Origin of the sequence: Sphingobacterium sp. JUb20, assembly GCF_004342035.1 — a bacterium.
GTDB lineage: Bacteria > Bacteroidota > Bacteroidia > Sphingobacteriales > Sphingobacteriaceae > Sphingobacterium > Sphingobacterium anhuiense.
The window spans coordinates 748083-773981 of sequence record NZ_SLYV01000001.1 but is presented as its reverse complement, the minus strand read 5'-3'; the positions used below and the strand labels follow the sequence as shown (position 1 = coordinate 773981).

General features: G+C 34.7%; 27 protein-coding genes and 1 pseudogene. 8 read left to right on the top strand and 20 right to left on the bottom strand.

Annotated features, from left to right (window positions below; translation table 11 throughout):
- Window positions 1-174 precede the first annotated feature (174 nt).
- Genes EDF66_RS03425 through EDF66_RS03415 form a run of 3 tightly spaced genes read right to left on the bottom strand, consistent with a single transcriptional unit; the run spans window position 175 to window position 2369 of the window.
- Window positions 175-1143, bottom strand: coding sequence for a DNA-processing protein DprA (locus EDF66_RS03425; RefSeq protein ID WP_132840577.1), 969 nt, complete (start codon window positions 1141-1143; stop codon window positions 175-177).
- A gap of 37 nt (window positions 1144-1180) precedes the next feature.
- Window positions 1181-1786 carry a phosphoribosyltransferase gene (locus EDF66_RS03420; protein ID WP_132840576.1) on the bottom strand — a complete coding sequence of 202 codons (606 nt, stop codon included), beginning with the start codon at window positions 1784-1786 and terminating at the stop codon, window positions 1181-1183.
- A gap of 4 nt (window positions 1787-1790) precedes the next feature.
- A complete protein-coding gene (locus tag EDF66_RS03415; protein WP_132840574.1) occupies window positions 1791-2369 on the bottom strand; it encodes an HAD hydrolase-like protein in 579 nt (192 codons plus the stop codon).
- Window positions 2370-2778: 409 nt separating this feature from the next.
- Here EDF66_RS03415 and EDF66_RS03410 point away from each other — a divergent pair, with 409 nt between their 5' ends.
- Both EDF66_RS03410 and EDF66_RS03405 read left to right on the top strand, forming a co-directional pair.
- A complete protein-coding gene (locus tag EDF66_RS03410; protein WP_094772536.1) occupies window positions 2779-3012 on the top strand; it encodes a hypothetical protein in 234 nt (77 codons plus the stop codon).
- A gap of 28 nt (window positions 3013-3040) precedes the next feature.
- Window positions 3041-3280 (top strand): hypothetical protein, encoded by a 240-nt coding sequence (locus EDF66_RS03405; RefSeq protein WP_132840572.1) that lies wholly within the window; start codon window positions 3041-3043, stop codon window positions 3278-3280.
- A gap of 122 nt (window positions 3281-3402) precedes the next feature.
- On the opposite strand, the gene EDF66_RS03400 is transcribed toward EDF66_RS03405, so the two are convergent.
- A complete protein-coding gene (locus tag EDF66_RS03400; protein ID WP_132840571.1) occupies window positions 3403-4413 on the bottom strand; it encodes a hypothetical protein in 1011 nt (336 codons plus the stop codon).
- Window positions 4414-4503: 90 nt separating this feature from the next.
- Here EDF66_RS03400 and EDF66_RS03395 point away from each other — a divergent pair.
- Both EDF66_RS03395 and EDF66_RS03390 read left to right on the top strand, forming a co-directional pair.
- Window positions 4504-4913 (top strand): annotated as a pseudogene (locus tag EDF66_RS03395) (IS66 family transposase); the annotation flags it as partial.
- 24 nt (window positions 4914-4937) lie between these two features.
- A complete protein-coding gene (locus EDF66_RS03390; RefSeq protein ID WP_165902349.1) occupies window positions 4938-5210 on the top strand; it encodes a transposase in 273 nt (90 codons plus the stop codon).
- A 314-nt stretch (window positions 5211-5524) separates the two neighbouring features.
- On the opposite strand, the gene EDF66_RS03385 is transcribed toward EDF66_RS03390, so the two are convergent.
- The 7 genes from EDF66_RS03385 to EDF66_RS03355 form a co-directional block, all read right to left on the bottom strand.
- On the bottom strand, window positions 5525-6742 hold the full coding sequence (locus tag EDF66_RS03385) for an SIR2 family protein (RefSeq protein WP_132840569.1): 1218 nt from the start codon (window positions 6740-6742) through the stop codon (window positions 5525-5527).
- A gap of 129 nt (window positions 6743-6871) precedes the next feature.
- Complete coding sequence (locus tag EDF66_RS03380; protein WP_132840567.1) at window positions 6872-8182, bottom strand: putative phage abortive infection protein; 1311 nt, start codon at window positions 8180-8182, stop codon at window positions 6872-6874.
- 352 nt (window positions 8183-8534) lie between these two features.
- Window positions 8535-8711 carry an ATP-binding protein gene (locus tag EDF66_RS26555; RefSeq protein WP_132840633.1) on the bottom strand — a complete coding sequence of 59 codons (177 nt, stop codon included), beginning with the start codon at window positions 8709-8711 and terminating at the stop codon, window positions 8535-8537.
- A 98-nt stretch (window positions 8712-8809) separates the two neighbouring features.
- Window positions 8810-9973 (bottom strand): abortive infection family protein, encoded by a 1164-nt coding sequence (locus EDF66_RS03370; protein ID WP_207898415.1) that lies wholly within the window; start codon window positions 9971-9973, stop codon window positions 8810-8812.
- Between the two features lie 345 nt (window positions 9974-10318).
- A complete protein-coding gene (locus EDF66_RS03365) occupies window positions 10319-10654 on the bottom strand; it encodes a hypothetical protein (RefSeq protein ID WP_132840566.1) in 336 nt (111 codons plus the stop codon).
- A gap of 131 nt (window positions 10655-10785) precedes the next feature.
- Window positions 10786-11397 carry a hypothetical protein gene (locus tag EDF66_RS03360; RefSeq protein ID WP_132840564.1) on the bottom strand — a complete coding sequence of 204 codons (612 nt, stop codon included), beginning with the start codon at window positions 11395-11397 and terminating at the stop codon, window positions 10786-10788.
- A 204-nt stretch (window positions 11398-11601) separates the two neighbouring features.
- Window positions 11602-11910, bottom strand: a complete 309-nt coding sequence (locus EDF66_RS03355; RefSeq protein WP_132840562.1) for a hypothetical protein — start codon at window positions 11908-11910, stop codon at window positions 11602-11604.
- 557 nt (window positions 11911-12467) lie between these two features.
- Between EDF66_RS03355 and EDF66_RS03350 the strand changes: the two genes are divergently transcribed.
- Window positions 12468-13289, top strand: coding sequence for a DUF5694 domain-containing protein (locus EDF66_RS03350; RefSeq protein ID WP_165902348.1), 822 nt, complete (start codon window positions 12468-12470; stop codon window positions 13287-13289).
- Between the two features lie 88 nt (window positions 13290-13377).
- Here EDF66_RS03350 and EDF66_RS03345 read toward each other — a convergent pair whose 3' ends face one another.
- Both EDF66_RS03345 and EDF66_RS03340 read right to left on the bottom strand, forming a co-directional pair.
- Complete coding sequence (locus EDF66_RS03345; RefSeq protein ID WP_132840559.1) at window positions 13378-13773, bottom strand: hypothetical protein; 396 nt, start codon at window positions 13771-13773, stop codon at window positions 13378-13380.
- A 60-nt stretch (window positions 13774-13833) separates the two neighbouring features.
- Entirely contained in the window at window positions 13834-14406 is a 573-nt protein-coding gene (locus EDF66_RS03340; RefSeq protein WP_132840557.1) for a hypothetical protein, read from the bottom strand.
- A gap of 705 nt (window positions 14407-15111) precedes the next feature.
- On the opposite strand from EDF66_RS03340, the gene EDF66_RS03335 reads away from it, so the two are divergent.
- From EDF66_RS03335 to EDF66_RS03325, 3 genes are all read left to right on the top strand, one after another.
- On the top strand, window positions 15112-18558 hold the full coding sequence (locus EDF66_RS03335; RefSeq protein WP_165902347.1) for a SusC/RagA family TonB-linked outer membrane protein: 3447 nt from the start codon (window positions 15112-15114) through the stop codon (window positions 18556-18558).
- A 10-nt stretch (window positions 18559-18568) separates the two neighbouring features.
- On the top strand, window positions 18569-19921 hold the full coding sequence (locus tag EDF66_RS03330) for a RagB/SusD family nutrient uptake outer membrane protein (protein ID WP_132840553.1): 1353 nt from the start codon (window positions 18569-18571) through the stop codon (window positions 19919-19921).
- 173 nt (window positions 19922-20094) lie between these two features.
- Window positions 20095-21339, top strand: a complete 1245-nt coding sequence (locus EDF66_RS03325; RefSeq protein ID WP_132840551.1) for a TlpA family protein disulfide reductase — start codon at window positions 20095-20097, stop codon at window positions 21337-21339.
- Between the two features lie 51 nt (window positions 21340-21390).
- Here the strand turns inward: EDF66_RS03325 and EDF66_RS03320 are convergent, their stop codons facing one another.
- The 7 genes from EDF66_RS03320 to EDF66_RS03290 all read right to left on the bottom strand — a co-directional run bounded on the left by EDF66_RS03320 (window position 21391) and on the right by EDF66_RS03290 (window position 25886).
- Window positions 21391-21612, bottom strand: coding sequence for a hypothetical protein (locus EDF66_RS03320; protein WP_132840550.1), 222 nt, complete (start codon window positions 21610-21612; stop codon window positions 21391-21393).
- A 38-nt stretch (window positions 21613-21650) separates the two neighbouring features.
- A complete protein-coding gene (locus EDF66_RS03315) occupies window positions 21651-21869 on the bottom strand; it encodes a hypothetical protein (protein WP_132840548.1) in 219 nt (72 codons plus the stop codon).
- Between the two features lie 74 nt (window positions 21870-21943).
- Window positions 21944-22168 (bottom strand): hypothetical protein, encoded by a 225-nt coding sequence (locus tag EDF66_RS03310; protein WP_132840546.1) that lies wholly within the window; start codon window positions 22166-22168, stop codon window positions 21944-21946.
- 431 nt (window positions 22169-22599) lie between these two features.
- Window positions 22600-23502, bottom strand: coding sequence for a hypothetical protein (locus EDF66_RS03305; protein WP_132840544.1), 903 nt, complete (start codon window positions 23500-23502; stop codon window positions 22600-22602).
- A gap of 11 nt (window positions 23503-23513) precedes the next feature.
- Window positions 23514-24134, bottom strand: a complete 621-nt coding sequence (locus EDF66_RS26000; RefSeq protein ID WP_165902346.1) for a helix-turn-helix domain-containing protein — start codon at window positions 24132-24134, stop codon at window positions 23514-23516.
- 806 nt (window positions 24135-24940) lie between these two features.
- On the bottom strand, window positions 24941-25489 hold the full coding sequence (locus EDF66_RS03295) for a hypothetical protein (protein WP_132840540.1): 549 nt from the start codon (window positions 25487-25489) through the stop codon (window positions 24941-24943).
- 19 nt (window positions 25490-25508) lie between these two features.
- Window positions 25509-25886: a hypothetical protein gene (locus EDF66_RS03290; protein WP_132840539.1), complete on the bottom strand. Its 378-nt coding sequence runs from the start codon at window positions 25884-25886 to the stop codon at window positions 25509-25511.
- Between the last annotated feature and the right edge of the window lie 13 nt (window positions 25887-25899).

Here is a 25899-nt window from a genome sequence, read left to right as displayed (position 1 = left end):
TTGGTCTTCCCATGATGATTAAAGTTAAATCTTTTTTAGGAAAACACTCTCTTAGTTTTTAATCAATTATGTCCAAATTATGCTGACGATTTACACGTATTTTATAATTACAAAATTATTAGATATTACACATTTCAATGTAATTTAATATAAGATTATTCGAAACAGGTTTTATTAAAAATCAAATAAATTCATTTGGTTTATAGTATTTGGCTTCTTTGAAATTATTTTTTGGATTGATTCTTTTATATTTATTCGATTAATAATGGTGATGTCTTTATCTTCTTTTATTAATTGCCTATTTAAGTCATATTTAGAATTTTCTAAATCAGTATCATCATTATATATTACTGCTCTAGGAATCGAGTAATTTAATGCATATTCCATTGCTAAGCGAGATCCACTATCATTTCCTTTGTCATTTTTTGCATAACTTGCAGTCAATATTATGCAGTCACTAAACAATGCCTGCAACCTATCACGTTCTTGATATCTACTGCTCAATTCCATTTTTGATTTTACATCTTCATAATATTCACTAATTAATAGTCCTTTTTTTTCTACAATTTCATTTGCTAAGTCTTTATTAGCAGCAGGAATAATCGCATCTAATGGACCAGGTAGGATTGCAATGGTTCTACCATGGGAATCAAGCGCTTGTCTGTGGGCGACTGTGTCGCATCCCAAGGCTAATCCACTTACAATAGTAATATTTTTATTTATTAATTCTTTTACGACTTCTTGTTCTGTATTTTCAATTTCATTATCGGGATTTAAAAGTCCAATTACTGAAATATTTTTATTTACTGGATTTAATAGTGATATATCTCCTTGATAAAATAAAAAAATAGGTTGCTCACTATTTTTTACTGTACCTCTATATAGAGGAAAGTTTTTGTCACCTATTGCAATTAATCCATCTGCGAAACCATTTAGATGTTCTAAATGTTTCTTTAAAATATTTTTATAACTTATAAAATCCTCCACTAAAATATCTTCAGGTTCCTTAGAATCCCTGTTTAATAGAAAAACAATATTTTCTATAGTTTCGTTTCCTGTTAATTTTTTAGTAATCCACGCTCTTCCTATTCCTTTATAATTTTTTGCAGCTAGAATATTTATTGCATTTTCTGTATATTTCATTTTAAATGTCTAGTTAATCAAAGATAGTATATTACGATTATACAGTTTTCCCCACAACGTATAAAATTATATTTTTAGCTTCGTTGTCATAAAGAGCCTGAATCGCATCTTCATTTATATTAATGCCCTCAGTGTAAATGTCGTCAATAAGTATAATGGTTTTTCCTTTTACGTATTGCGAAATTTCACAAGTTTGTTTTGTGATACCTACTGTAACTGACCCATAGTCTTGTGTTTGGTGTGTTGTTGGTGTATCTTTTGTTCTTTGAATATAGTCAGTGCCATCTAAAAACAAGTGTTTATGTTCTAACGTGAATTTTTTTATTGTATCTATAAATAATAATTGTGTTTTTTTGTATTGATCAGGTCTTTTTGCTCTTGGTATTACGCATATTGTTAATTCAACAGTATATTCTTTTTTAAGTTTTATTAAATCTTCAAGTAACACTGCACATAATGCTTCTTGAGCCTCAGCCAAAGTGTAATTAAAATCTTTCCGATCGTATCGGAAACTACCATCGTCATTCTTTAATGTATTGATGAATCCAACTTCTGTATTGTCCCAGCGAGCATGAGTACCATGGAAATAGCCATCTACTGATTGTTTAAGATATTCATTTGGATTTATAATAAATTTGGTCATGTTATTAATTTAAAATAATTTTTATATTACTGGGATCTATACCTGCCGATATAGCATCTTCAATTTCAGTTTTTTCATTCTCAAAGACTATAATAGAATGAGGTTCAATTCCTAATAACGAAATTGCATTTGAGTATTTATTAATTTTATAGGTTGATTCTATTCGATAGAAAATGTTTGAAAATTTATTAATCAAATTATGATAATCCAATATTAGGTTTGCTCTGTCTTTACGACAATTTGTGACTAAAACTGTTATGTTTCTGTTTGAATAAGTAGCCAGTATATTTAATGTTTGAAGAATCGGCTGTGTTTCTGGTAAAAAATCTTTATAATTTCGTTCTTTTTCAAAAACGATATCATCATATTCTTTTAAGCTCAAGCTTGGGATGATAGTCTGTAGTAAATTTCGATTAAGCCGTCGATTTTTATCAAAAGTTATATTGCAATCCGATTCTTTTATAGTTTCAATTGCTTTCTTATACGACAGAAAATTTGCCATATCTGTGTCAATTAAGGTACCATCCATATCGAAAAACAAAATAGAGTCTTCATTAATAATGTTTTGAATATTTGAATTCACTGTAATTTAGGTTTATAAATAAATTTCAAATTGATTATATTATTTAAATAAGCAAATAACTTTAAAAAAATGATATGCTTATTGCAAGATACTTTTAGTTTAAAGTAATTATTTACGGGAAACCGTATTGCAAAGGAATATAATGCTAAAAATCAATTAAAAAATAATAAAACTAAAATTTATAGCAAATAAAAACTAATATATTTAGTTTTATTATTTATCTTTGGATATTGAATAAGGATGGACACGTTGCAAGATAATCGGTTGCTCAACATTCTTGGGTGTTCATCCTGTTCAATATTGATTTAAAGCAGGGGAGGGTTCTGTAAGTGCACTTTATAGTAAAGGGACTTACGATCGAAATGTCAACCCTGTTAAAAAATGGCGAAAATGATAAATACTAATTGCGATGAATGTACCATTGACAATCGAGATTTTGAAGGACTTAAAGCATAAGGGATACAATATCCTGAAGTCTGACAATAGTGTGGATGATGTTATACAGCATTTTGTCCCGACAAAAGTAAACGACCTATGGGCGTTTATGAGTGAATTTAAGGAAGAGTCTGCTACAGTAGTAATAGAGCAGATCCTGGATGTGCCCGAAGAAGTGTTAGAAGGAAAATTCTTAAGGGTTTTCTGATTGATCTATTAATTTTTAAACTATACAGATGAATTTAAAGCAAATACACCAAGAATATATACTCAATCATCCTACAGCTGTAAGAACAGGTAAAAGTAGATCACAGCTAACTTTTAGACAGATTGCCGGTATCCGAGAGTCAGCCTTTAGTATATCTCAGTTATTTAAGATAGCAGATGGGGAAGAGATTATTAGAGAAGGTTTTGCTCGTTGGCCAGATGTTATAGTAGGGGAGTTGGAGCTATTAAAAAGGAGATTGGTTGATTAGTGTTTATAATTTTTGAAACTGGAAAAATAGTCTGTTAATATTTTAAGAATGTTAATATAAAGACAGTATTACAGTAGAATTATCTGCAAAAAGATTGAAATAGTTATGGATAGTATTCTCTCTTATTCCTCTGTTAAGAAGGTCAGTAGAGTTGCTTTATTTATATTTTTATGTAAACTCCTGATTAACTCTCCTTTGCTATTCAATAATATAAATGCAGGTAGTTGCTCAGAACCTAGATAATGAAGTTGAATTTTTTTGCTACGTTTACCTATTGTCATATTGGTTGCCTTATCTTCATTTTGGTTCGGAGAGTTTTCGATTTTAGTTTTATCGTCAGTGTATAAGGTTACAAACATAAATTTATCAAAAAGTAATTCGTTTAGTTGCATATCGTTAAACAATGAAACTTCTAGTTTTCTACTATCCACATGACCCCAACCTGTAAAATAGATCACGACATTTCTATTAATTCTTTCAGCTTCCTTAAGAATTTTTGGAAGCGCCATATAATAATACTTGTCTGATAAAATTTCATTTTTACGTTTATTATTAATTTTGGTATTTTCTCGTGCAGTACCCGTAGTTTTTTCAAGTTTTTCGTTCTCAAAAATTTTAAAAAGGCTCCAGGCTTCAAAATATGTGTTATCTCTTGATAAATTATCTTTTAAATAGCTATGAAATCGTTGTACTTCGTTGGAATCTATCGGGATTTGTAAAAGGAGATTTTGATCTGATATCCAAGTATTGAGGTCAACCTTTTTATTTTTAAGGCTTTCTGATGAATGGTGTGATGCTTTTAATAGGGGGAATTCGCTAGAATTTTGAAATTCTAGCACTACATTAAAGATATCTTGATAGGTTGTCTTTTTATTACCCGATTCCACTAAAGGGAGAATTAAGGTAGCAAATAGCGGGGGAGTACTAATTATTTCTAATGCAGTGCTATCGATTCCACATTCACTTAACTGTACGAAATCCTTAAATATGTCCTGTATTTTATTAGGCTCTATATCTTGCAAACTTATTTTCTTTTTTAATAACTGTTCGCAATTGACCTGTGCATTTACAAAATTCGGGTGAAAAAAGTTAATGAGTATAATAAAGCTGACTAGATGGTATATTCTTTTCATTTCTCAAATATAGGATATATCAAATATATTCATTTGCAATTAAGTGCGGTTATTTTGTATTTTATCTGTGGCGCCTTATAAGAGCACCATCTGGCAGAATCATTACCCGTTATCAATGAACTCGCAAAATGGATCTTCGAGGAAATGAAAGCTATACTACCAAAAAGTCAGATTGGAAAGGCCATGGTTCATGCAAGATGGGATGCCTTATCTGCGTATCTGTACGACGGATCATTATTGATCGATAATAAATAGGTTGAGAATGTAATCAGACCAATTGCAATCGGACGTAAGAATTACCTCTTCGTTGGAAGCCATGAGGCAGCCGGGCGTGCAGCAATAATATACTCCTTCTTTGCCATATTTAAAAAAACATGATGTCAATCCTTTCAATTGGCTAAAGCATACCCTTGCAGAACATAGCGTCCATAAATCACAAAAACTTAAAAGACCTATTCCGTCAGAACTATAAACAAATCACTCAACAATCAAATATGTAGTGCGTAGGCCGGATACTGGACAATTTGGCCAACTTATTTACTTTTTTCGAGTATGATGAGCAGGTTCGCAAGACTATCTACACTACTAATCCTATTGAAGGAATGCACCGCCAGATTCGTAAAATAACAAAGTCTAAGGGTGCATTCAGCTCTGAGCAGGCGTTAATGAAGTTGATGTTCCTGATAATAAGGGATATCTCTAAAAAATGGACGATGCCAATGCACAATGGGGGCTTGAGCCTATCTCAACTTTATATTAAATTTGGAGATAGGTTCAAGCTGGATAGAGGCTTTTAGGATTAGGTTAATTATCCAATGACACAGTTCACGTTACAGTCTCAATGGATAACTTAACGCTCGATTTTGATCAGTTTTTAATATCACTAGAAATCAGCAAAAATGACGCCTTCACCTTTCTTTTGGTTGCTGGATCTTCTGTAACCTCTGGCATCCCATCCGCCAGCCAATGTATATGGGAATGGGTAGACTTATCTGTTTTTTTGAGACAAATTAAAAATGTTAAATTAGTTGGTTTTATAATGAAGAAGAGCAAGTTTTTAGAATATCAAATCAACAACATTCCAAGTAGTCTGGGTACGCGAAATTGTAAACTATTGAGATTTTAGATAGTCTTTGAAATACTTAAAAATTACTCGAAGATTAAACTGTTTGGAGTAAGCTTCATCCTTATCATTCTCAAAAATAAAATCTTGATAAAAGGCCCAGTTAGATGTTAAATCGAATGCTATTTTTTTTAATATTTCTTTTCTATTACTCGGGGAGGATATTATTGTAATTTTAACATTAGCATTGTTTTTCCGGGCTTGTCTAATCGTATCGTTAATATGTAAATCTCCAAAGGAATATCCAATAATAATGATTTCATCTGCAGTGTGACAATCAATATCGAAGGCTGACGCCATTTGTTTAAATGGTGTTAAATTTGTTCTTTGCACTTTACTGTATCCAGTAATAATAGGAGTTAAGAATAGGGGTTTATTCTTTTCAGAAGAAGTGTATTGAAATCCTTGGTTTTCTAATGGATTGTTGTAATAGCTGTTTACAATTTGGTAGCCATCTAATCCATTTGGATTCGTGTTGTCAATTCTCCAACAAAAATTACCATGGAGGTGGAATATACAATTTTCATTTAATGAGGTCAAAATTCTTTTGGAATCAACTGACTGATGCATTTCACCGACAGATGGAACGATATTTTCGGAATTAAAACCTTGAAAGAATGGGATGCTTGATTTTTTTAAAATAGTTTGTATAACTCTATCATAGTTTAAGGAGTAAATTCTAAGGTAACTGTCTTTACTTTTTTCTTTGAAATATTGAACCGCTAATTGATTTATCTCATTGTTTTTATCGCAGTATATTTTATTCATATTTTCAGTAAATTGACTGTACTGGCGAATATGAAAAATCACCATTTCGTAACAGTCTAATAATAATTTACTGAAAAAATTAGCATTTGGAGATAGTTTGGGATCATAATTTCTGTATTTAGAAATATACTGCTCACTGAAAGCATTTTTCCAAAACTCGTTATCTTCAGAAATAAGTTTAGTGCTGATTGTATTGTTTACGTTTTTGGATAGCCAATATTGGGCACATTGTTCAATGATGTCAATTAATCCTTCAAAATTTAACTTACCGATTCCGGTATTTCCATTATTGAAATATTCGTAAATGTAATTGATAATTAATTCATCCTTTACGTTTGATGGACCTTGTTTAATTAGGCTATCTGTGATTTGATTTGTAGTGGGACCACCCCAATCAATTGCAGCTCCGGCACCCAAAAGAAATACATTTTTTTTCATATTCAAATCCAAAAGGTCTTTTGATTTTTTTATTTTATTGTGACTTGATTTTAAATGTGTGTGTAATTAATGTAATTAACAAATTTAATTTGGTTCTTTGTCAATTTTGATACATCTATTTAAAAACAATTATTTGAAATCGTAATCAATATTCGGAAAATATGAGCTTATGTTTATTCTATTATAAACATTCAAATCAGGGATGTTTTTTAAAATCCCATATCTCGTTATAAAGCACTTGCTACTATCGTCAATATTAGCGAACTCCCAGGACCATCCTAATGATGATACTGAATTATAAAACAACAAATACAATTCATAGGTGGATAGTTGTGATCTTACAATTCTGGCATACGACATTTTTTGTTCTTCGCTTAGTGATTTTTCAGAACTTATCAAATTATATATCTGATATAAATTTCTAAAATAATGACTTAATCGAAATTGATGTCCGCCATAAAATTTAAAAGATTTATAAAGATTAATAAATGCTAGATTTAAATCATCCTCTTCATTGGAATTAGTTTGACCATCTTCTAATGGACTAGTCCATGATTTAAATCTTGTGTAAAAATCATTTTTATTGCTAATTTTCTGAATTAACCTCCATTCAGTCAGCATATTTTTATCTTGAGGTTTTAAACGTGATAAAAACCATACATCGCGAATAAAAGTCTTTTTGTATTTTTTAAATAACATTTTTAATAGAGGAAATGTATCTCGATTTGATACTCCTAAAAAAACGATACAATAACATAAATTTAAATAAGCAAAGTTTTTTAAATCAACATCTTTCGTAATTAATTTGAAATTTTCAAGTTCTGTTTTAAAATCACTGTTAATAATATCATCAATTACTTTATTCTCAAAGAATGATTCCAATTCACTATAAAGTGATTCAATTTGAGATACAATCAATTTAAAGACCTTTCTTCCTTCTGCATGATCATCATACATATCGAATTTCATCTCTCTAACGTTTTCTTTGTGATAATCCAATAATTTGTAAAATTGTGATTCAAATTTGTCAACTCTATATTGTTGATCTTGATGTTTAACTTGTTCTAAAATTTGTTGGTTTGCCTGATACTGCATATAGAATGCCAATCCTGTTACTATAACTCCAGCGATTGCCACAAATGGGTTCATTAAACCTCCAATAGCATCGCCAATTTCACCATTATCTTTAAATTCTTTACCACTAAAATAATCTGAAGAAGTGAAGAAGAGTGGAGAACAAAAACTAAGGACAATAAAGACTATAGCTAATACGATCAATAATTTAAGTATGTTTCCAGACTCTTTCAAACCAACTTTCTCAATATCTCTTTTTGAATCTGTTTTAAATTTATTTTTTTCTATGATTGTTAGTATTATTAAACATAGAAAAAAAGTACTAATACCAGCTAAAATACCTATTACAGGACTATTAAAAAACATTTTCTACAATATATGGTAAAACTTGAGTAATTAGAATTTAAATATAGCTTTTTAAGGGCTTAAAAAATTTTTTGTTATGTAATTATTATTACAAATAACATTTGTCAAAAGGTCTAAAAAGCAGTTCTTTTATCTAAATATTTGAAAGGATTTAATCGCAAAGCAAAAACCCATATCTCCTATGGTAAAAGTAAACTTATTTAGTCAGATTTTAGCTTATATTATAAAAGAAAAAACAGATGAGTGGGATCTGTCTATTTCGGTGATATTGGGCCAGTGATTTCGGAATTAACGGGCCAATTATTTTGCTAGTCATTGGGTCACCTTCCGATATCAATTATCTACAATTCAATTAAAATTCCTTTTCTTCTATAGGATTCGACCCCCAGAATTCGACTCTATGTGAGGAAAAGGTAACTATATCGAGAATGGTATCAGCAATAGTACTTTCGCCTATCAATCCATGCCATTTCTCTACTGGTATCTGTGTAGTTATTATCAGTGATACACTCTTCTTTAAAGTGTTGATGGTTTGTTATTTTGAAGAACGGTGTATTAATAGCAGTAATGTTTTGAAGAGCTAAAAATCTGATGTTTGCAATAAATTTGGATGACATATTTGTGAAGTTAATTATAGCTGGACTTTTCTTTTAAATGATTGAATGTTTGAAGTAAAAAACTGCACATTGCGCCCGATAAATTAACTGCTAATGTTGCATGTCTCACGGCTGGCTTAGACTTTTTTTTGCTCATACCATGGGCATCTCCAAATTTATTCCGTAGACCACCTAAGCCCTCAACTACGGTCTGGCAACCTCCCAATATTTGTTTAAATAGTTGCTCTGAATGCTGATCAGGAGATAGATTTAAAACTCCGGCAGTTTGTTTATATAGTTTAGGTAATTCGACAGTGTCATCATAATTAACTTCTTTTTCATCCAAAATATGTTTGCATACAGTTTCGATTAGAGATCTGGCGGATGTTATTGCTGCTTCAGCATCTTCGTTCATTCTGTCTAATGCTTTACGCCAGGCTTGGGCAATAAATTGCTCGTCAACAGTTGTAATTTGTGCAATCATATCATGATGGGGTACACTTCTCGAAAAATTTAAAGTTGCATTTATTAATGGGTCAAAAGCAGCTTGGAGAAAAAATCTACGCTCAGCATAGCTACCTAAAGCCGCTTTTATATACTGCCAGAATTCATAAACACTTTGACTATTAACGACAAATTCCGGTATTAGGGTCTTTAAAGTTGCTTGTTTTAAAAGATCAGACCTAAGAATTAAATAATGATTATCATCTACAATTCCGCCAGTCGCTCTATTAATCAGTAAGTTTTTTAATACAGTAACTTTTTTATGGTAGTTATTTGTTTCCTTTTCCCAGGCTTGATCAAGAATTTCTAATTCCATAGCACTTGCCCCAAGAAATTGAATGTCACGTCTAAAGTCTGAAATTGAAGTTACGTAATGACTAAGAGGTAGGTAAGCAATTACCATTTTACAAACAATATGAGTGAAATTTACTTTTTCATCTGCGAACGTATTATTGAGTAATTTAGCAAGTACGTTGTCATATTGAATATTATCAATGCCTAGCCATGCCCAATCATCCTTTGTTTGAGTTTGTACTTCATTAAAAGCGGAACTGTACTGTTCAATAATTCCCAATTCATTGCATACTCTTACAAACTCATCACTCTTAACAAAATCTGTAAATCCAATCTTGAGGAGGTCATTGAAAAGCGGTTTTAATTTTGTGATGATTTCCATTTTAATTTCTACCATTAATTTTATTTAAACAAATATAAAGTTCGAACTACGCAATCTATGTGCGTAGTTAAATATTTGATCTTAATTATCCTTCTGGATTGGGATCGTGTTGATTTATCTCGTAAATTAACTTATAATTTTAGATGAATTGTATAAAACTATATCTCAATCTGCTATGGGATGACTTGCAGACATACTGCTTCATGATCGTTTTTGGCGTACACATATTTGTCTAGTATTGCTAGTAATACTCCGTACAGTACCATTGCTATGAAGCCGCCCCAGCCGAAATATATCACTATTATTCCGATTGAAAACATAATCTAATTTGTGGTTTTTAGTTTATAATGTGTTTGTTTTTTACTTATCTAAACTATTTTTGAAGTTCTCGATATTAGACACTTCGTGTGATCCTACTAGAATTGGCATTCCTCTGATTACTCCTCGTTGTGGGGTGCATACAAAGAATAATGTCTCATTCCTTAGGATACAAATGACAGTTTCGCCCACTACGTTTGTTTTTTCACCAACAGTACATGTATTAAATTTTCCCTCATGCGTAAAACTGATACTAAAAATCCTTGATGACCAAATATCTCCTACTTGATCTGAAACAAACTTTTTAATTGACGCATATACTTTTTCTCTGTCTTCGACAGATTCAGTGTGAAAAGGTAAAAAGAATTCATTTTCCATATTATAAACATTTTACATTTTATTTAATAAATAAGCTAATACTGTTATTGAATTTTCTCTATTAGACATCGCACTCGCTAAGTCAGATTTTTTTCAGCAAAATAATTTGTTTTATATTTTCAGTCTCGGAATTACATTTCCCCAACAAAAACATCATAATCATTCATCTTGTCTCTGTTTTTAACTAACCTAGGAGCTTTCTTCTTTTTCGTATAATATTGAATAGCATTGGCGATGAATAACGGTCTGACTGGTTCACCGAAATGAGCTTCACAGTCTAAGAAAATTTCCAGTGCAGATTTAGCAACATTAAAATATCCATGATTGTACTTTTCATCAAGCCAACTTTGAACCTGGGTATCTGTTATTAGACTAGATGACTCTAGAAGGATATCTTTTTCTTCATCACCAAATCTTAAAAATTCCTTCCACTTGCCGTTTCCAATTTTTTGCTCTGCTATGTAAACTCTTTTTCCTTGTTCATCAATGTGAAAGCGGATTTGAATTTTATGATTGTTACTGTCGTTACTTAATGGCACAAAATCAGCAAGTTCACATTTGAAAATTATCCTGATAGTATTATTCTCACTTAGACCTAAAATTAAAGTATGATCTGGTCTTTCAAAATCTCTAACATATAGGTCACGTTGACCCAACAAAAATGCTAGTTCAAATTGGCTCAAACCACGCTTATCACGTAATTTAATTATATTGAGCATCTTAATGAGCTCGATATCCGACATGCTGCTGATTTTTAAGATTTCAAAATCTAGATTTCGTTTCATTATATGGGCTATTACCGACTTACAACAAATATAATAAAACGAATCTTGAATACGATCTCCTGTAAAATATATTGATTAAAGAATGACTACATCATATTGAATGATATATATCATCAACTTTAGTAGGACTTATAGAAATATGTAGAAATGAAATGTTGAGAGCTAATGATTGAGCAAATGGATATGATAAATTTTATTCAAGCTTTTTATCGATGCTTTCTTTTTAGGTTTGTATTTAATATATGTATTTCTACCGTTGACAATTACGACCTCCAATCTTTTGTTTTTTCCTTTAACAGCTAGACTCAAAGCATCTGTAAAATCTGAACTTGTCCAAGTTTGACTTTGTAATTTATTGCAATAATTAACTATTTCCTCTAAGGTTCTGGCTTTGTCGAAAAACTTTGTGTTTTCAATCACAGCATTTAAAGTAGATGCAGAACCTGCCCAGGGTGGGATAGCAGGTATCATCTTTAATACCTAGTTTCTTCCTTGAATATCAGAAGGTTGTAAATCTATGCTTTAATGCAAGCAGATGAAGATAGCTATGGGTAAATATTTAAAAGTCTGTTTCGGCTTATTATCTTCAATTTTGTTGTAGCGTGGATATTCATAAGGATGAATATCTTCATGAAAATAAATATGTGGTAACGTATAGATGATCCTTTTACTTAGACCGTCAGTAAATTGAAAAAATGAACAGCTACAGATCTTCTCAGACTAAAGAATAGGATCAAAATTGAAATGATGTCAAAATCATTGTTTTTAGAAGAAAAAAGCGTGTCTAAAACATATTTAGGACAGAAGTGTAACTCCGGTTGATAATTTCGTATATTTATCATTCTGATTAGTATTTGTTATTAAGGTAATATTCAGATAATTAGTTCCTTAATATATTGAATATCAGTCTTTAATCTAACTTAATTCAGGGCAAGTAGTTTATTATCAGATAGGTGGTTTTTGCAGTGACACTAAAAGCAAGATCTTATTATTTGCTATGTTGTTTTGAATAGTTCATTCAAATTAATATGAGATCATTGTTTTTATTATTATGCGTAATTTATTCAATTACGGCGGTAGGCCAGTCTAATGGCGAGAATTCAAAAATCAAAGTGCTACTACTTGGGTCTTATCATTTTTCAAATCCAGGTGCAGATCAATTTAACGTAAACGTAGATGACCACCTATCAGAAAAAAGGCAAGCTCAGATTTTAGATGTTACTAACTCCTTGTCGAAATTTAATCCTGAAAAGATATTTATTGAAAGCGGAGCAAAGTGGGAAAAAGAAGCAGATGAATTCTTTCAACAATATAAAAATGGAAACTCAGATATAAACAATAAAGCTATGGTTAGTGAAAAGTTCCAAATCGGTTTTCGACTAGCTAAACAATTGAAAAATGAGCATATTTATAGCGTAGATGTATCAGGTAAATGGTTTGAGGAAAAGGTGAAAAGATATGCAGATAGTGTTGGATTTAATTTCTACGCTGAATTTGACAGGGAGACAAAACTCTATGTTGATAGTTTAAACACCTATTTTAAGAACCATTCTGTCAAAGATAATTTGGCTATTTTAAATAATCCAGCAGAGCAGTTATCTAGAAACCATTTTGTTTACAACTACATATTTCCACAAATAGGAGCGGGAGATAATTACATAGGTGCTGAATTGTCCGCAGAATGGTATAAAAGAAACTTGAAAATATATGGAAATATCTTGAAAAATGTTTCGCCAACCGATAAAGCTATTCTTGTAATATTTGGCAATGGTCACATTCACCTCTTAAGACAGTTATTTAAAGACAATCCCCAATTTGAATTAGTTGATGCAAGGTTGTATCTTAATTAGTTTGCTGTAAATTAAAACAATTAGAGAGGAGTTGGAGCTATTTAAGAGGAGATTGGTTGATTAATATGTAATGAAATTGTATCTATCGTCATTGGATGTCTTTGAATTGGTCATTATATATTTTTACGTGATGTGGAAACTCTTCTTCAAAAAATGGATATGGTACACCAGAAATAGTAATTTCAAAAACGTCATCGTCCATCCCTTCAATATTTGTTACTTCTCCTTTAATTTCAATTCCATTTGGATTAACCACTTTCAAATTAGGAATGTTCGCTGTTCCAATAAATTTGTCATCTGGATAGTCAGTAATGATTACAATATTGTTTGTCAAGCAATAAGTTTTTAAAAAGTCATAGTATGAATTAATATTGTCCAACGTTACGCGACCAAAAACAACACCCATTGGTGCATCTGCTTTTTCAAGTGCAGTTGCACCTATTTTTTTGTTGTCAAGAAATATGTCATACCGTTTTATTGTCATTAGTAGCGCGTTTCATTAAATTCGATGTTTTGTATTATAGTATATTTATATCAGTGACTGCTACGTGTTGTCAACCCAGTAGACATCAATAAGTCTTTTTCCAAAATCTCCATTTTTCAATTTGATTGGCTTCTTTTCGCTTTTTAACGTTTTCTTGGTAACTGCGTACCGTAGTGCTTTAGAAAGCTTATCATCAATGTATGATTTTTGAAACTCTGTTTCGATATATGACTCTATTTCGTTAAGATATCTAGGTTTTTTAAGGAAGTTTGATTTAACAAGAACTTCCGAAACAAAAGCGTCTATACTTCTGTCAGTTTTGGAATGTAGAAAGTACTCGGGATTATCTTTATTATCCCGTTTGAAGTTAACGACTGCTTCCGTTTTGGCGATACTTGATGGAATAGTAACATTCAAATTAAGAATCTTAGCACCTTTAATCTCAAGTTTTTTACCAATATGTTCGGCAAGCGTGTCATTAAAGGGTCTAGACTGGTTAATAATTCCATAAATATGAGAGACATCTCTCTCTACAAATTCGGCGAAACCAACATGCGTCATATCAAGAATATTCATGATTTGAGACAATCTCTGTGCTAATTTCTTATTATAAGTTTCATCTTGGTCTAACATTAAACAAAGACCGATAAAAAGTTACGCTAAAAATTATCATGAAATTACTTTTTTTGTAAAAAAATTGTATATATATTTGTTGTATTACTTAATTGATATATACCTTTTTAGGTATGGTAGTGTAATTAACGAGTCTCGTTTCCCAAGTCTCACAAATAAATATCGAACACGAGAGCGGTAGATTACACCCAATAGCCTTTATTTTGCTATATTAGCAATATAATAAGGGCGTGGGTGCTATCGTTTGAAGCGGAGTTCGAAGGCGTGAGACCCAGGGAATAATGCTAGATAGTATCCCACGTTTTTATTTCGAGGGCATGAGACTCATCAGTCATAATCTTAAAAGATGAGTACGTTAAAATTAAAACAGCTCCAGAAAAACATCATCAAGCCGGCAGATTAGATCTGTTGCGCTAAGTCACTATGATGACTATCCATTCAAAATGCAATCACGAAGACCAAATATGACCTTGATGCTGACAATATAATTGCATTTTTTCAAATCTTATTTTTTAACTATTGAATGGTTGAATAGGGAGCTTATTGCGTAAGTTTTAGCACTCGCTTTACCTTCAATGTAACCTTAAAAAAATGCAAAAAACTTGCAATAGGGATAGCTATGCGCTATTCCGAAGGAAAAATACTGTCCTAATTCGAGCGTTGTTTTTTTGTCTTCAATCAAAAACAAACCAAAAAATAAACACATTGAAAAGTTCTATACTAAAAATTGGAAACCTCAGGAATGGTTCTTCTCAACAAGGGGATGAGCAACCTACGGTTTCATCGCTAAAAGCAAATTGGAACCAAGTAGTACTATGCTATTTGCTTTCTCCAATGTTACGTGCCTTTAATCTAATAGTATGCACATTAAAAGCACTTAAAGTGATTGCGATACCATGTATCATGGTTATCGCAGTGTTTCATAGTTTATGTTTATATGCTCAGACACCCCGCAAGGACAGCGGGGTGAACGGGCAAAGTAAATATGAACTCGAAGGTAGAGTGATATCATCCATAGACGGTGGGCCGATGGAAGGGGTGTCTATCCGTGTCGATGATGAGAATCTGCAGATTCGAACATCCAGAAATGGAACTTTTGGACTGTTGGTCAAAAAACGGAAAGGGAAGGTGAAGTTCTCCTATATCGGTTTCGAGACTCAGGAAATCAATTATACCGCAGGGGTATTGTTATTGGTCAGAATGATACCTGGAGATAACAAACTAGAAGAAGTGGAGGTGGTGTCGACAGGATACCAGAAAATACCCAAAGAAAGGGCGACTGGTTCATTTGAGTTTGTTGACAGCAAGCTGTTCAACAGAAAGGTTTCCACCAACTTTGTGAGTAGACTGGAAGATATTGTTCCTGGTCTATCATCGATTAAAGTCGGTTATAATAATACGGGTAAAAATGATCTGATGAATATCAATATCCGTGGTGTGAGCTCTTTAAGCGGTCATAATTCGCCGCTGATTATTGTAGACGGAATACCTTATGAAAGTAAACTGAGTGATTATGGAATAGGCAATTTCAACAATATCAATCCCAATGATATTGAAAATATAACGGTACTAAAAGATGCTGCTGCAGCTTCGATATGGGGAGCTCAGTCCGGTAACGGTGTTATCGTGATCACGACCAAAAGGGGAAGGTTTAATGAACGATCACAGATAAGTTTTAACAGTAACCTCAGCATTAAAGCTAAGCCTGATCTGTACTATTTTCCGCAGATGAATTCCGGAGATTTTATTGATCTGCAGCACGAATTATTTGATAAAGGAAGGTACAATTCCAATTTAAACCGCTGGAATTCGAATCTGACGCCAGCTATCCTGCTGATGAAGAATAAAAAGGAAGGTAAAATAACTGAATCGGAGCTAAACGCTGCTTTGAATGAACTGAAAAAAGTTGACATGCGTGATGATTTTCTTAAACATGTCTATAGAAATGCGTTCAATCAGCAGTATAGCCTGCAGTTGCAAACTGGAGCAAAGAATATCAATAATTTGATTTCAGTGGGTTATGATAAGAATCTGAATGAACTGGTCACTTCCTCCTTTAATAGGATGTCTATTAAAACGGCTACACAGCTCAGACCCGTTAAGAACTTGATGTTCGATATTGGTATCACCTATACCGAATCAAAAGCTGTTGAAAGTTATGAACAGATGGGATACAACCGTATGGCTGCCGCCGATGGGAATTATCCGTACATGGATCTGGCTGATGATCAAGGCAATCCTTTGGCAATATCGCTTTTACGGAAGAATCCGGGTTATCTGGATACCGTGGCTAATGGGCGTTTGTTGGACTGGTCATTCAACCCGTTAAAGGAGATGTATCAATCGAAAGAAACACAGAAAATAAAAGAGACTTTTTTAAATTTTTCTGGTACATACGATTTCAAATTTGGACTTAAAATAAATGGGCAGTATGCCTATCAGCGTACAGTCAATCCTTCTACGATATGGAGAGGTCTAGGATCATTCTACCAGCGGGATATCATTAATTATTATGCGACCTGGAATGATGAAAAGGTGACCTGGAATCTTCCCGTAGGTGATTTTTTATATGTAAGCCATTGGGATAGCTATGCCCATCAGGGGCGGTTGAATGGTGAATATAACCTGAAATGGAAGAAAAGCCAATTGAATTTATTAGCGGGTTTTGACATCCGTGAGCTAGGGAAAGATTTAACGTCATCGCAGTATTATGGTTATGATCCGGAGACTGGTGCTTTCCAGACCGTCCCGTACGGTGTTGAAGTTCCCGTCCTGAACGGGAAGGGCGGTGTAAATACGATCATGGACCGTAATCGGATCGAGTCTTATCGAAATCGGTTTGTTTCTTATTATGCCAACGGATCTTACACCTATGCAGACCGGTATATCCTGAGCGGAAGCTTTCGGAAAGATGCTTCCAATCTATATGGTGTAAAAACGAACGACAGAGGACAGCCTTTCTGGTCAATAGGTGGAGCTTGGGTTGCATCTAGAGAAGCACTTATTAAAGGCGGAGTATTCGATCTCTTGAAACTACGTGCTACTTACGGTTACAACGGTAATACGAATAATACGGTTGCCGCATATCCGATTATGAATGTGCAAAGTGAAGCACACTACATTACAGGACAGAATTATGCGATGATGTTTTCTCCTCCTAATCCTGCATTGCGCTGGGAGAAAGTGGAAAACCTGAATCTCGGTTTAGATTTTAGCCTACTCGCTAACCGCATTTCTGGTTCTGTCGAATATTACCGTAAAAAACCGCAGGATCTCATTGCGCAGGCTCCTATAGATCCGACAACCGGCTTCAGGGCACTGACGATCAACAGTGCTAATCTGGATACAAAGGGATGGGATATTTCACTGAATATGGTACCCTTACAGTTGAAGAACTGGGGATGGATGAGCAGTCTTATTTTTTCCTACTCGCGTACCAAGGTCAAAAAATCGTATGTAGATGAGGATGTGCCAACTGATTTTATAGGCGCGCCTTTCAACATGTTGATGACGCCTCTAGAGGGAATGGACCTGTATACACAACTGTCCTATAAATGGGCTGGACTGGATCCGGAGACAGGAGAGCCTCGAGCTTATCTTAACGGGGAGATCTCTAAAGATTATGTTGCTCTCGTCAGTACTGATCTGAATAATCTCGAAAACAGTGGCGTATTACGCCCACTTTATTTTGGTGGATTCCGCAATACTTTCCGGTTCAAATCTCTTGAGCTTTCGGGTAATATTTCCTATCAGCTGGGGCATGTTTTCCGCCGTACATCTTTCAATAATAATGGTTTTATCAATAGTGGAAGCGGACATGCAGATTACAGGTTGAGATGGCAAAAACCAGGTGATGAGCTGACGACCGACGTTCCTGCTTTCACCTATCCGAATAATGCATTAGCAAGCAAAGTCTATCAGATGTCGTCTGCACTGGTTGAAAATGCAGGACAGATCAAGTTAAGGGATATTCAGCTCAGTTATACGTTTCCCAATTCCGAAAAGCTGAAGCTTAAAAACTTGAGACTTTACGCCTATATCCAAAATGTCTGTACCATCTGGTGTGCCAATAAATGGGGGATTGATCCGGAATATGGAGAGGCTATTCCGGAACCATTGATGACATCTCTTGGTATCAATTTTAACTTATAACACTAAAACCATGAAAAAGAACATATTGATAATTTTACTTTTTATGACGCTGGTTTCATGCTCCAAGTTTCTGGAAGAGAAACCTGATCAAAAGATGGTGATCCCTAAAACCTTAAAAGATGCCGAATTGCTCTTAAATGATTATAGCAACTTCAATACGGGCTATCCGGTAACTGGCGAATGGGGCACAGATGATTATTTTATAGCCGATTCCTATTGGGACGAATTAACTAATCCGGAACAAAAGAGTGCCTATGTCTGGGCAGACAAGCAGTACGATGATGTTACGCAGTGGCAAAGTCCCTATCGTGTTGTTTATCTTGCCAATCAGGTATTGGATATGCTTTCGGAACTGCAGGCATTGCAGCATGAAGATCAGTATAAGAAAATTATCGGAACAGCTTATTTTTTCAGAGCATTTGCTTTTCATCAGATAACAGAAGTGTTTACGCCTGCTTATTCAGTTTCAACAGCAGGTACGGCATTGGGTATTCCCTTGAGGCTTTCTGCAGATATGGACATCCCTTCAGTTCGAGCTTCACTGGGAGATACCTATAGCCAAATTATAGCAGATTATAGGATAGCCATTTCCAATTTACCGGTTGTGCAACCCGTAAAAGGACACCCGAATAAAGCAGCAGCATACGGCGCTTTAGCACGTGTTCATCTCGGAATGGCGAACTATGAAGAAGCATTCAAAATGGCAGATTCGTCCCTGCTTTTAAATGCCACTTTGTTAAATTACAATTCACTGAATCAATATGATGAATTACCCATTCCGCAATTTAACAAAGAAGTACTGTTTCCTGCCGTTACCGGTAATGCAGGATTGATGAATTATTATAATGCATTGGTTGAACCGGTTTTATATCAATCATATCAAGAAAAAGATCTACGGAGAAAGATATTTTTCCAATTGAGTGATAACATTGAAGGTGCTTACAATTTCAAAGGAAATTATGCCAATTCAATGGCACAACTTTTTGTCGGAATCACGACCAGTGAAGTTTATCTCATTAAAGCTGAAGCGGCAGCACGGTTAAACAAAGTAACAGAAGCTCGGGAAGCACTGAATACGTTACTAAGATCCCGCTGGCAAACAGGTGAGTATGTCGATATCACAGTATCGGATGCAGAGGCATTATTGGAAATAATATTACAGGAGAGAAGAAAGGAATTACTGTTTAGAGGAAGGCGCTGGGCCGACCTTAAAAGACTGAATTTGGAAGTTAAATTTAAAAAAGATCTGATCCGTACGATAAAGGGGCAGGAACACCGCCTACCTCCCAATAGTCTGAAATATGCTTTTAGATTACCTGATCCAGTAGTGAAATTGGGAAATATCCCTCAAAATGAACGTTAATAGGAATTAAAAAAATAAGAAATCGAGATGTAAATAATTTTGACATACAGCGCAAATATTATTCACTCGAGCTCCCATCAACAATAAATAAATGAAACCATCATGATTTTTCAAACCACATAGTGGGATGAATAAATCTGATAGCTTGATCACCATAAAAAACACATTATATAATGAAAATAAGAATAATTGCAACTATAATTTTCGTGTTAGCTCTTTTGCAAATAAGCTATTCACAGAACTCATTAGACATAGAACGCGGTAAAGTCCTTTCAGTAGGTTCAGATTTTATATCACCTACATCAGTAGCATTGATGCGTGGAGATTTTAAGCAGATCGATTGGAAAGGATTAGAAAACAAAGTGATCATATTGGATTTCTTTGATACCTTCTGTGGTACCTGCATCAGCTCGATGCCCAAATTGCAGGAATTGCAAAATAAACTTGCCGATAAAATACAGATCTTTAATATCTCGTGGCAGGATAGGCCTACAATGGATAAGTTCTTTAATGAAAATGAATATCTAAAAGAACATAAGGTCAACCTACCGGTCATCTATGATGATAAGGAACTGTTTTCATTATTTCCTCATATCGGAAAGCCCCATGTGGCAATCATATACAAAGGAAAGGTGAAAGCGATTACATTTCACCGCTCTATAAATGAAGAAAATCTACTGAGTTTAATACAAAATGGCAGTATTGACCTGCCCTTAAAGGATGATTTTGGAAAAGGTGATCTGCAGTCTTCCTCAGATAGTCAAGTGATTGCCGGTACTTGGATCTCCCGTTATCAAGATGGGGTGCCTATCCAAGCATTGCAAATAAAGAGGGATAGTATTTCGGGACAGAACATAAGCTCAGTTTACAATAGATCTGTATTTATATCAATAATAAATGCGTGGTCTATTATTAAACCACCAACTTATCTGAGATTGCCAGGAAGAGTTGTTTGGAAAGTTAGGGATTCTTCGATCTACGAGGATTTTAACAAACAAGGAGAGGAGTGGATCCGTAAATATGGTATCTGTTATGAGCGTAAAGATTTTAATCACGTATCTGATTCTGTTCAGGCTCGAGCGATTTTGAATGATCTGCATAGTTTTTTTGGTATAAAAACATATTATAGTACTAGAGTAATAGATTGTATCATTGTTGAACCCTGCGACATAAAGGAAAATCCGAATCTAAAGATTACAAATGGATTTAAGGTTACAGGATCTGGCGGTATTAGTCTAATGATTGAATGGAGTGGGAAATTTCCACCTGTTTTAGACCGAGTAAAATCAGAGAAAACGTTGTATACACTTGGTGGTTTCAAAAATTTAGAAGAACTAAATCAGCAATTGGAAGTATACGGAGTAAAAGCAAAGTATGGTCGTGAAGAGATGGAGGTTCTTGTCGTGGAGGAGAATTAGGTAAAAATATAAGGGTAGGACTAATACCTACCCTTATTTAATTTAAAGCAATCAGACATCCTTCAACTTTACATTTGTCGTAGGGGCATTATTACTTAAAGCTAAATTAATTTCTGTACGTAATGCTGTACTGATGACCGGATTATTACTTCCGTCGTTCAGTGCCTGGATCGCACAAACTTGATCTGTTCCTGTACAATGAGGCTGTGTTTGCCTTAATGTATAATTAGATGGTTGATAGGGATCTGTCCCTGTAAGTTCAAACCATGCCATATTTACCTCCTTTTTTAATGTTTATAAATTTTACTGTTTTAGTCTTTCAGCAGGACGTTAGCAGAATTCGTTTTGTTGCTTAATGCTAAGATCATTTCCTGTAAAAGGCTGACTGAAATAACAGGATTGCCATTACCATCATCAGATGCTCTGATAGCGCAGATAACACAAGATCCTATACATTTTGGTTGCGAAGCGACGCGTGTATAATGTGCAGGATCTGTAGGGTTGCTGCCTGTAAATAAATACCAATTCATAAATCAGCTTTAATAAATTTTTAAATAAGGTGCGGCTCTTCACCGCACCTTTTCAAATTAATATGTAAGAAATTTTATGGACGATCTTTAAGCTTTACGTTGGTGCTAGGTGTAGCATTCTGTAAAGCCAAAATCATCTCATTTTGCAGCGCATTCGTAATTACTGGATTGTTGCTACCATCGTTCATTGCCTGTATAGAGCAAATTTGATCGTTTCCTGGGCAATTGGGAGCAACTGCACGTAATGTAAAATGCGAAGGTGATGTAGGGTCTGTCCCTGTTAGTTCGAACCAAGCCATAATTGACAAGTTTTAAGTGAATTTTTATATGATATAAATATTTTGTATATTCATATCGGTTCAAATCGATCATCCTACGTGTTGAAGGATGGCCACGTAAAAGCTTCCATGCAACGGAGGCTTTTACTATTAAAGTGGACTTTTATTTCCTGCCCCGGCCACCGGGGAATGTCGCAAATTTGCGACGGTACTTTTTAATACCTCTTTTGTTCATCATGACATTATTTCAATTAAATACACCAACCAATTTTTTTATTCTCTAATTTTCTAACCTTTTAACCTTCTAACCATTTCACTTCCTAGCTTTCTAACTTTTCCTAACCATCTCACTTTCTAACCCTCATTGAATCTAAATCAAAGATAGGCTGTAAAATAAGGCAGGTGTTAGGTAGAATTCACTTCTTGATTGTGCACTTTTCATCTGGTAAGTTTTATTCTTTTGAATAACCGTCGAAGTAATGATAGACCTGGTAGGGATAACCTACCGGAAATGCTTGGTAGCAATGCACATAGGCCAGTACGGCATAATTTATTTTATGTCGATTGAAAAGTGCGATAATGGCCTCAAAATCATACGGATCTAAACAGCTATCTTGATACTTGCACACGTACTGTTGAATGGTTTTTATGATCTCATGTTGCCGCAGACTTTTTTCGTAAAAAGGTAGCGCACTATATGCTAGATAGTGATCTTCGTGATAACAGATAGCAATGTGCTGCAGTTCATCGTCGATATGGTGCCAGATGTACTTTTCTGCCTGCAATATTTTAAAGATTAATCGCAGGCAATTGAACCGTTCCATTTCATCCCAGTCTATGGTGAAATCACTGAACAAAAAGTATTCAATATCGTCCTTCGGGATATGTTCCTGTTCCCCTGCAATTTCCAGTGCTATTTTTTCCACATCTACATAAGCGAGGTAATAATGGATGATGTCACTTTGATTAGTTTGCTGATATAACAGGTCACCTTCTTCACTGATATCACAGAGCAATAGCAAAAAGATAAAAAATACTTCTTGCTCATCTTGGTCGATCCCGGGATATTGGAAAGAATGATACTCTTCATGGTTGAGCGCATATTTATTTATAAAAGTAACTTCATCCATGAGCTGTTTACTGACACAGCTACTTTGTTGTTTTCCGGCTAGTATATCTGTGATATATTCACTATGGGCATGCTGCTGCTGCTCTTGGATCTGTTTGTGATACTTGGATTTTTTCCAGCCTTCGGGTGCAAGCATTTTCATTACACGAGGTATTTCACTATACATCTTCTGGAGTATGGTTTTCATCCGCTGGTCAGATAGATTTTTGAAAACATGTGCTATCATAAGTCTTTGAATTACGATTTCTTAAACTGACTGATAGATTTACCGGTGAGCTTTTTAAAAAAGCGATTGAGTTCGCTATGTCCCGCAAAATTTAACTGCTCGGCCAAAGTAGCGATCTGTTGAGGATAATCTTCCAATTGTCTTATAATGCGTTCTAGGAGCAATTGGTTGCGGTATGCGTGTAAACGGCAACCGTAATACTCCTGGTGCAGTCGAGCTAACTGGTTGTGTTCTACCTGTAAGCTTTTAACAATATCTTTGATCAGTGCCTTTGCGCCAAACTTATTTACTGCGAGTTCCAGATAGGCACGTGCCTGATCTACTAATGCTATTGTTGTGTTTATTTTGGTCGTCTCGCTAATGATCTTGAGTCTTGACAAGGTGATGAGATAGATCTGATGGTGGACGAGTAGGTATTCGTTTTCCATATTCCTGGGATTGATCTGGCTGAAGAGGTTTAAGATTTCTGTACGTGTCAATGGACCGATTTTAAAATCGGAGCTTTGAAGAGGCACGGGATCAGCCGCCCGTTTGGCGTATACCAGTGGCATCACAAATTCAAAGTGACGCTCTAGATGCGGTCTGAAAAGTCCAGCATCCACCGTGATCCCGATAATGATGTGGTGGCCCATGGGCAGTTCGACTGTCAATTCAGTCTTAGGCAGATAAAGATAACTGGCACGTTCGTGCTGAAAATGAAGCGCGAGCTGTGCGTTAGGATCATGAAGTGTAATCGGTTGTGCCCCGGTACTCATTAAAGGATAACAGAGGTGCAGATCTGGCGCTAGAGAGGCGAGCGCTAGTGTCGTTGGAGTGTCGATCCAAAATTCGTAATAATAGATATAGGCATACCGTCCATCGAAGGTCTGCACTGCATAACGGTTGGTCGCATTTGCCCAGTAAGTGGTGTGGGCATAGCGTATGGGATAAGTAACCCTTAAATCCGAATGAGCTACCTCCTGGAAATCGGGTGGATGATTGAGAATAATGGTTTGTTTCATAATTCGGTTTTATCATGTGCTTCAGCAAATATGTTTTAGAGATGCAAAGGGTGAACTTGGGGCTGCGGCTTTTATGATAGTCGTATGTGGCTTTTTTGTTTCAAGTTCACCTCTATTGCATCTTTTTTTTCAATCTGGTAGGTAAACACAGATGGGAGAGGAGACATCTGTATTTATTGTACCGATCTACTGAAGTAAAGATAATGGCAAGAAGGTCGGTTTGGATCTTAGATATTTGAGGTTTTCATCTACGATTTTCGAGAAAATGATCTTCGATTTTGATGATTTAATTCTTTAAAATCTAAGATTATGCTTTTTTTGAGTGCTGTAGCCATACTTGGAAATGATTTGCAGTAAGGAGGGGTCTTGCAAAAAGATTTCTAATTTACGATAGACAACTGCATCTTTACCTTGAGGATGCAGTTGTCTATAGAAGCCTAAATTGTGCTGTAGTAAGAGGCGCTTATTCCTAAAAATGAACTTTTATCGCTTATACTGCAATGAAAATTTGCTTCTGGATATTCTTTTCCAAAAGTTGTTTTTCGGTCTTTTGCAGGCATTTTGAGAAGTCTCCCTCTGAACGATCTACGATTCAATACTGTCGCAATTAAATAATTTGAATGGTTTGCAAAAATAGGGTGCTCTTCCATGAGCTTGATGATATTCTCCCGGCTGATGAAAGCCGTCACGACATCGCTATCTGCTTTAAAATAACTGCCATCAACATCTTCAATATGAAGAATAAATTGTTTTTTTGAGATAAAGTCGATGACATCATTTTGGAGCGGCCCAGCGTCATCCCAGCGTTTGATGATGATGCCTTCCAGTACAATATGCAGATCCAATAGCTTAGCCTGAAGGTACCTACCTTTTTTAATGGATCTGATCTCAACAACAGCTAATATGCTTGACCATAAAGCAGGTGGCACAGGAGCGAGTTCATGCAATATTTCAAATAATAGGTTTTGATATTTTGTTCTTTCCATATTTAGACTATCCAATTGTTTACAGATATGAGAATGAAAAGGTGAGCACCATAATGCTTGTTTCTGGTATTTCTGGATCCGGAACGAAGCTTTGCGTCGAGTTGGCGGTCTTGCTATTTCCTTGTCCTTTTCTTTGTGCATCGTTTACCAATACTATATTTGCTCTGTTATCAATAGCAGTAATAAGCGAATTGGCAATAGATTGTTGTGCCTGTGGACCTAAAGATACGGCGTATTGAAATTGATCGGTACTGAGTTGAAATCGTTGCGGTAACCAATTGATAAAACCGGTTTGAATAAACTGTTTTTCGACATCTATAACAGTTTGAGTAGCTGCGTAAAGGGCAGTTCTCCAATCTGTAGCTCCTACCTGATTGAAGGGAAATTGATCTGTCATTATTGTTTAGATT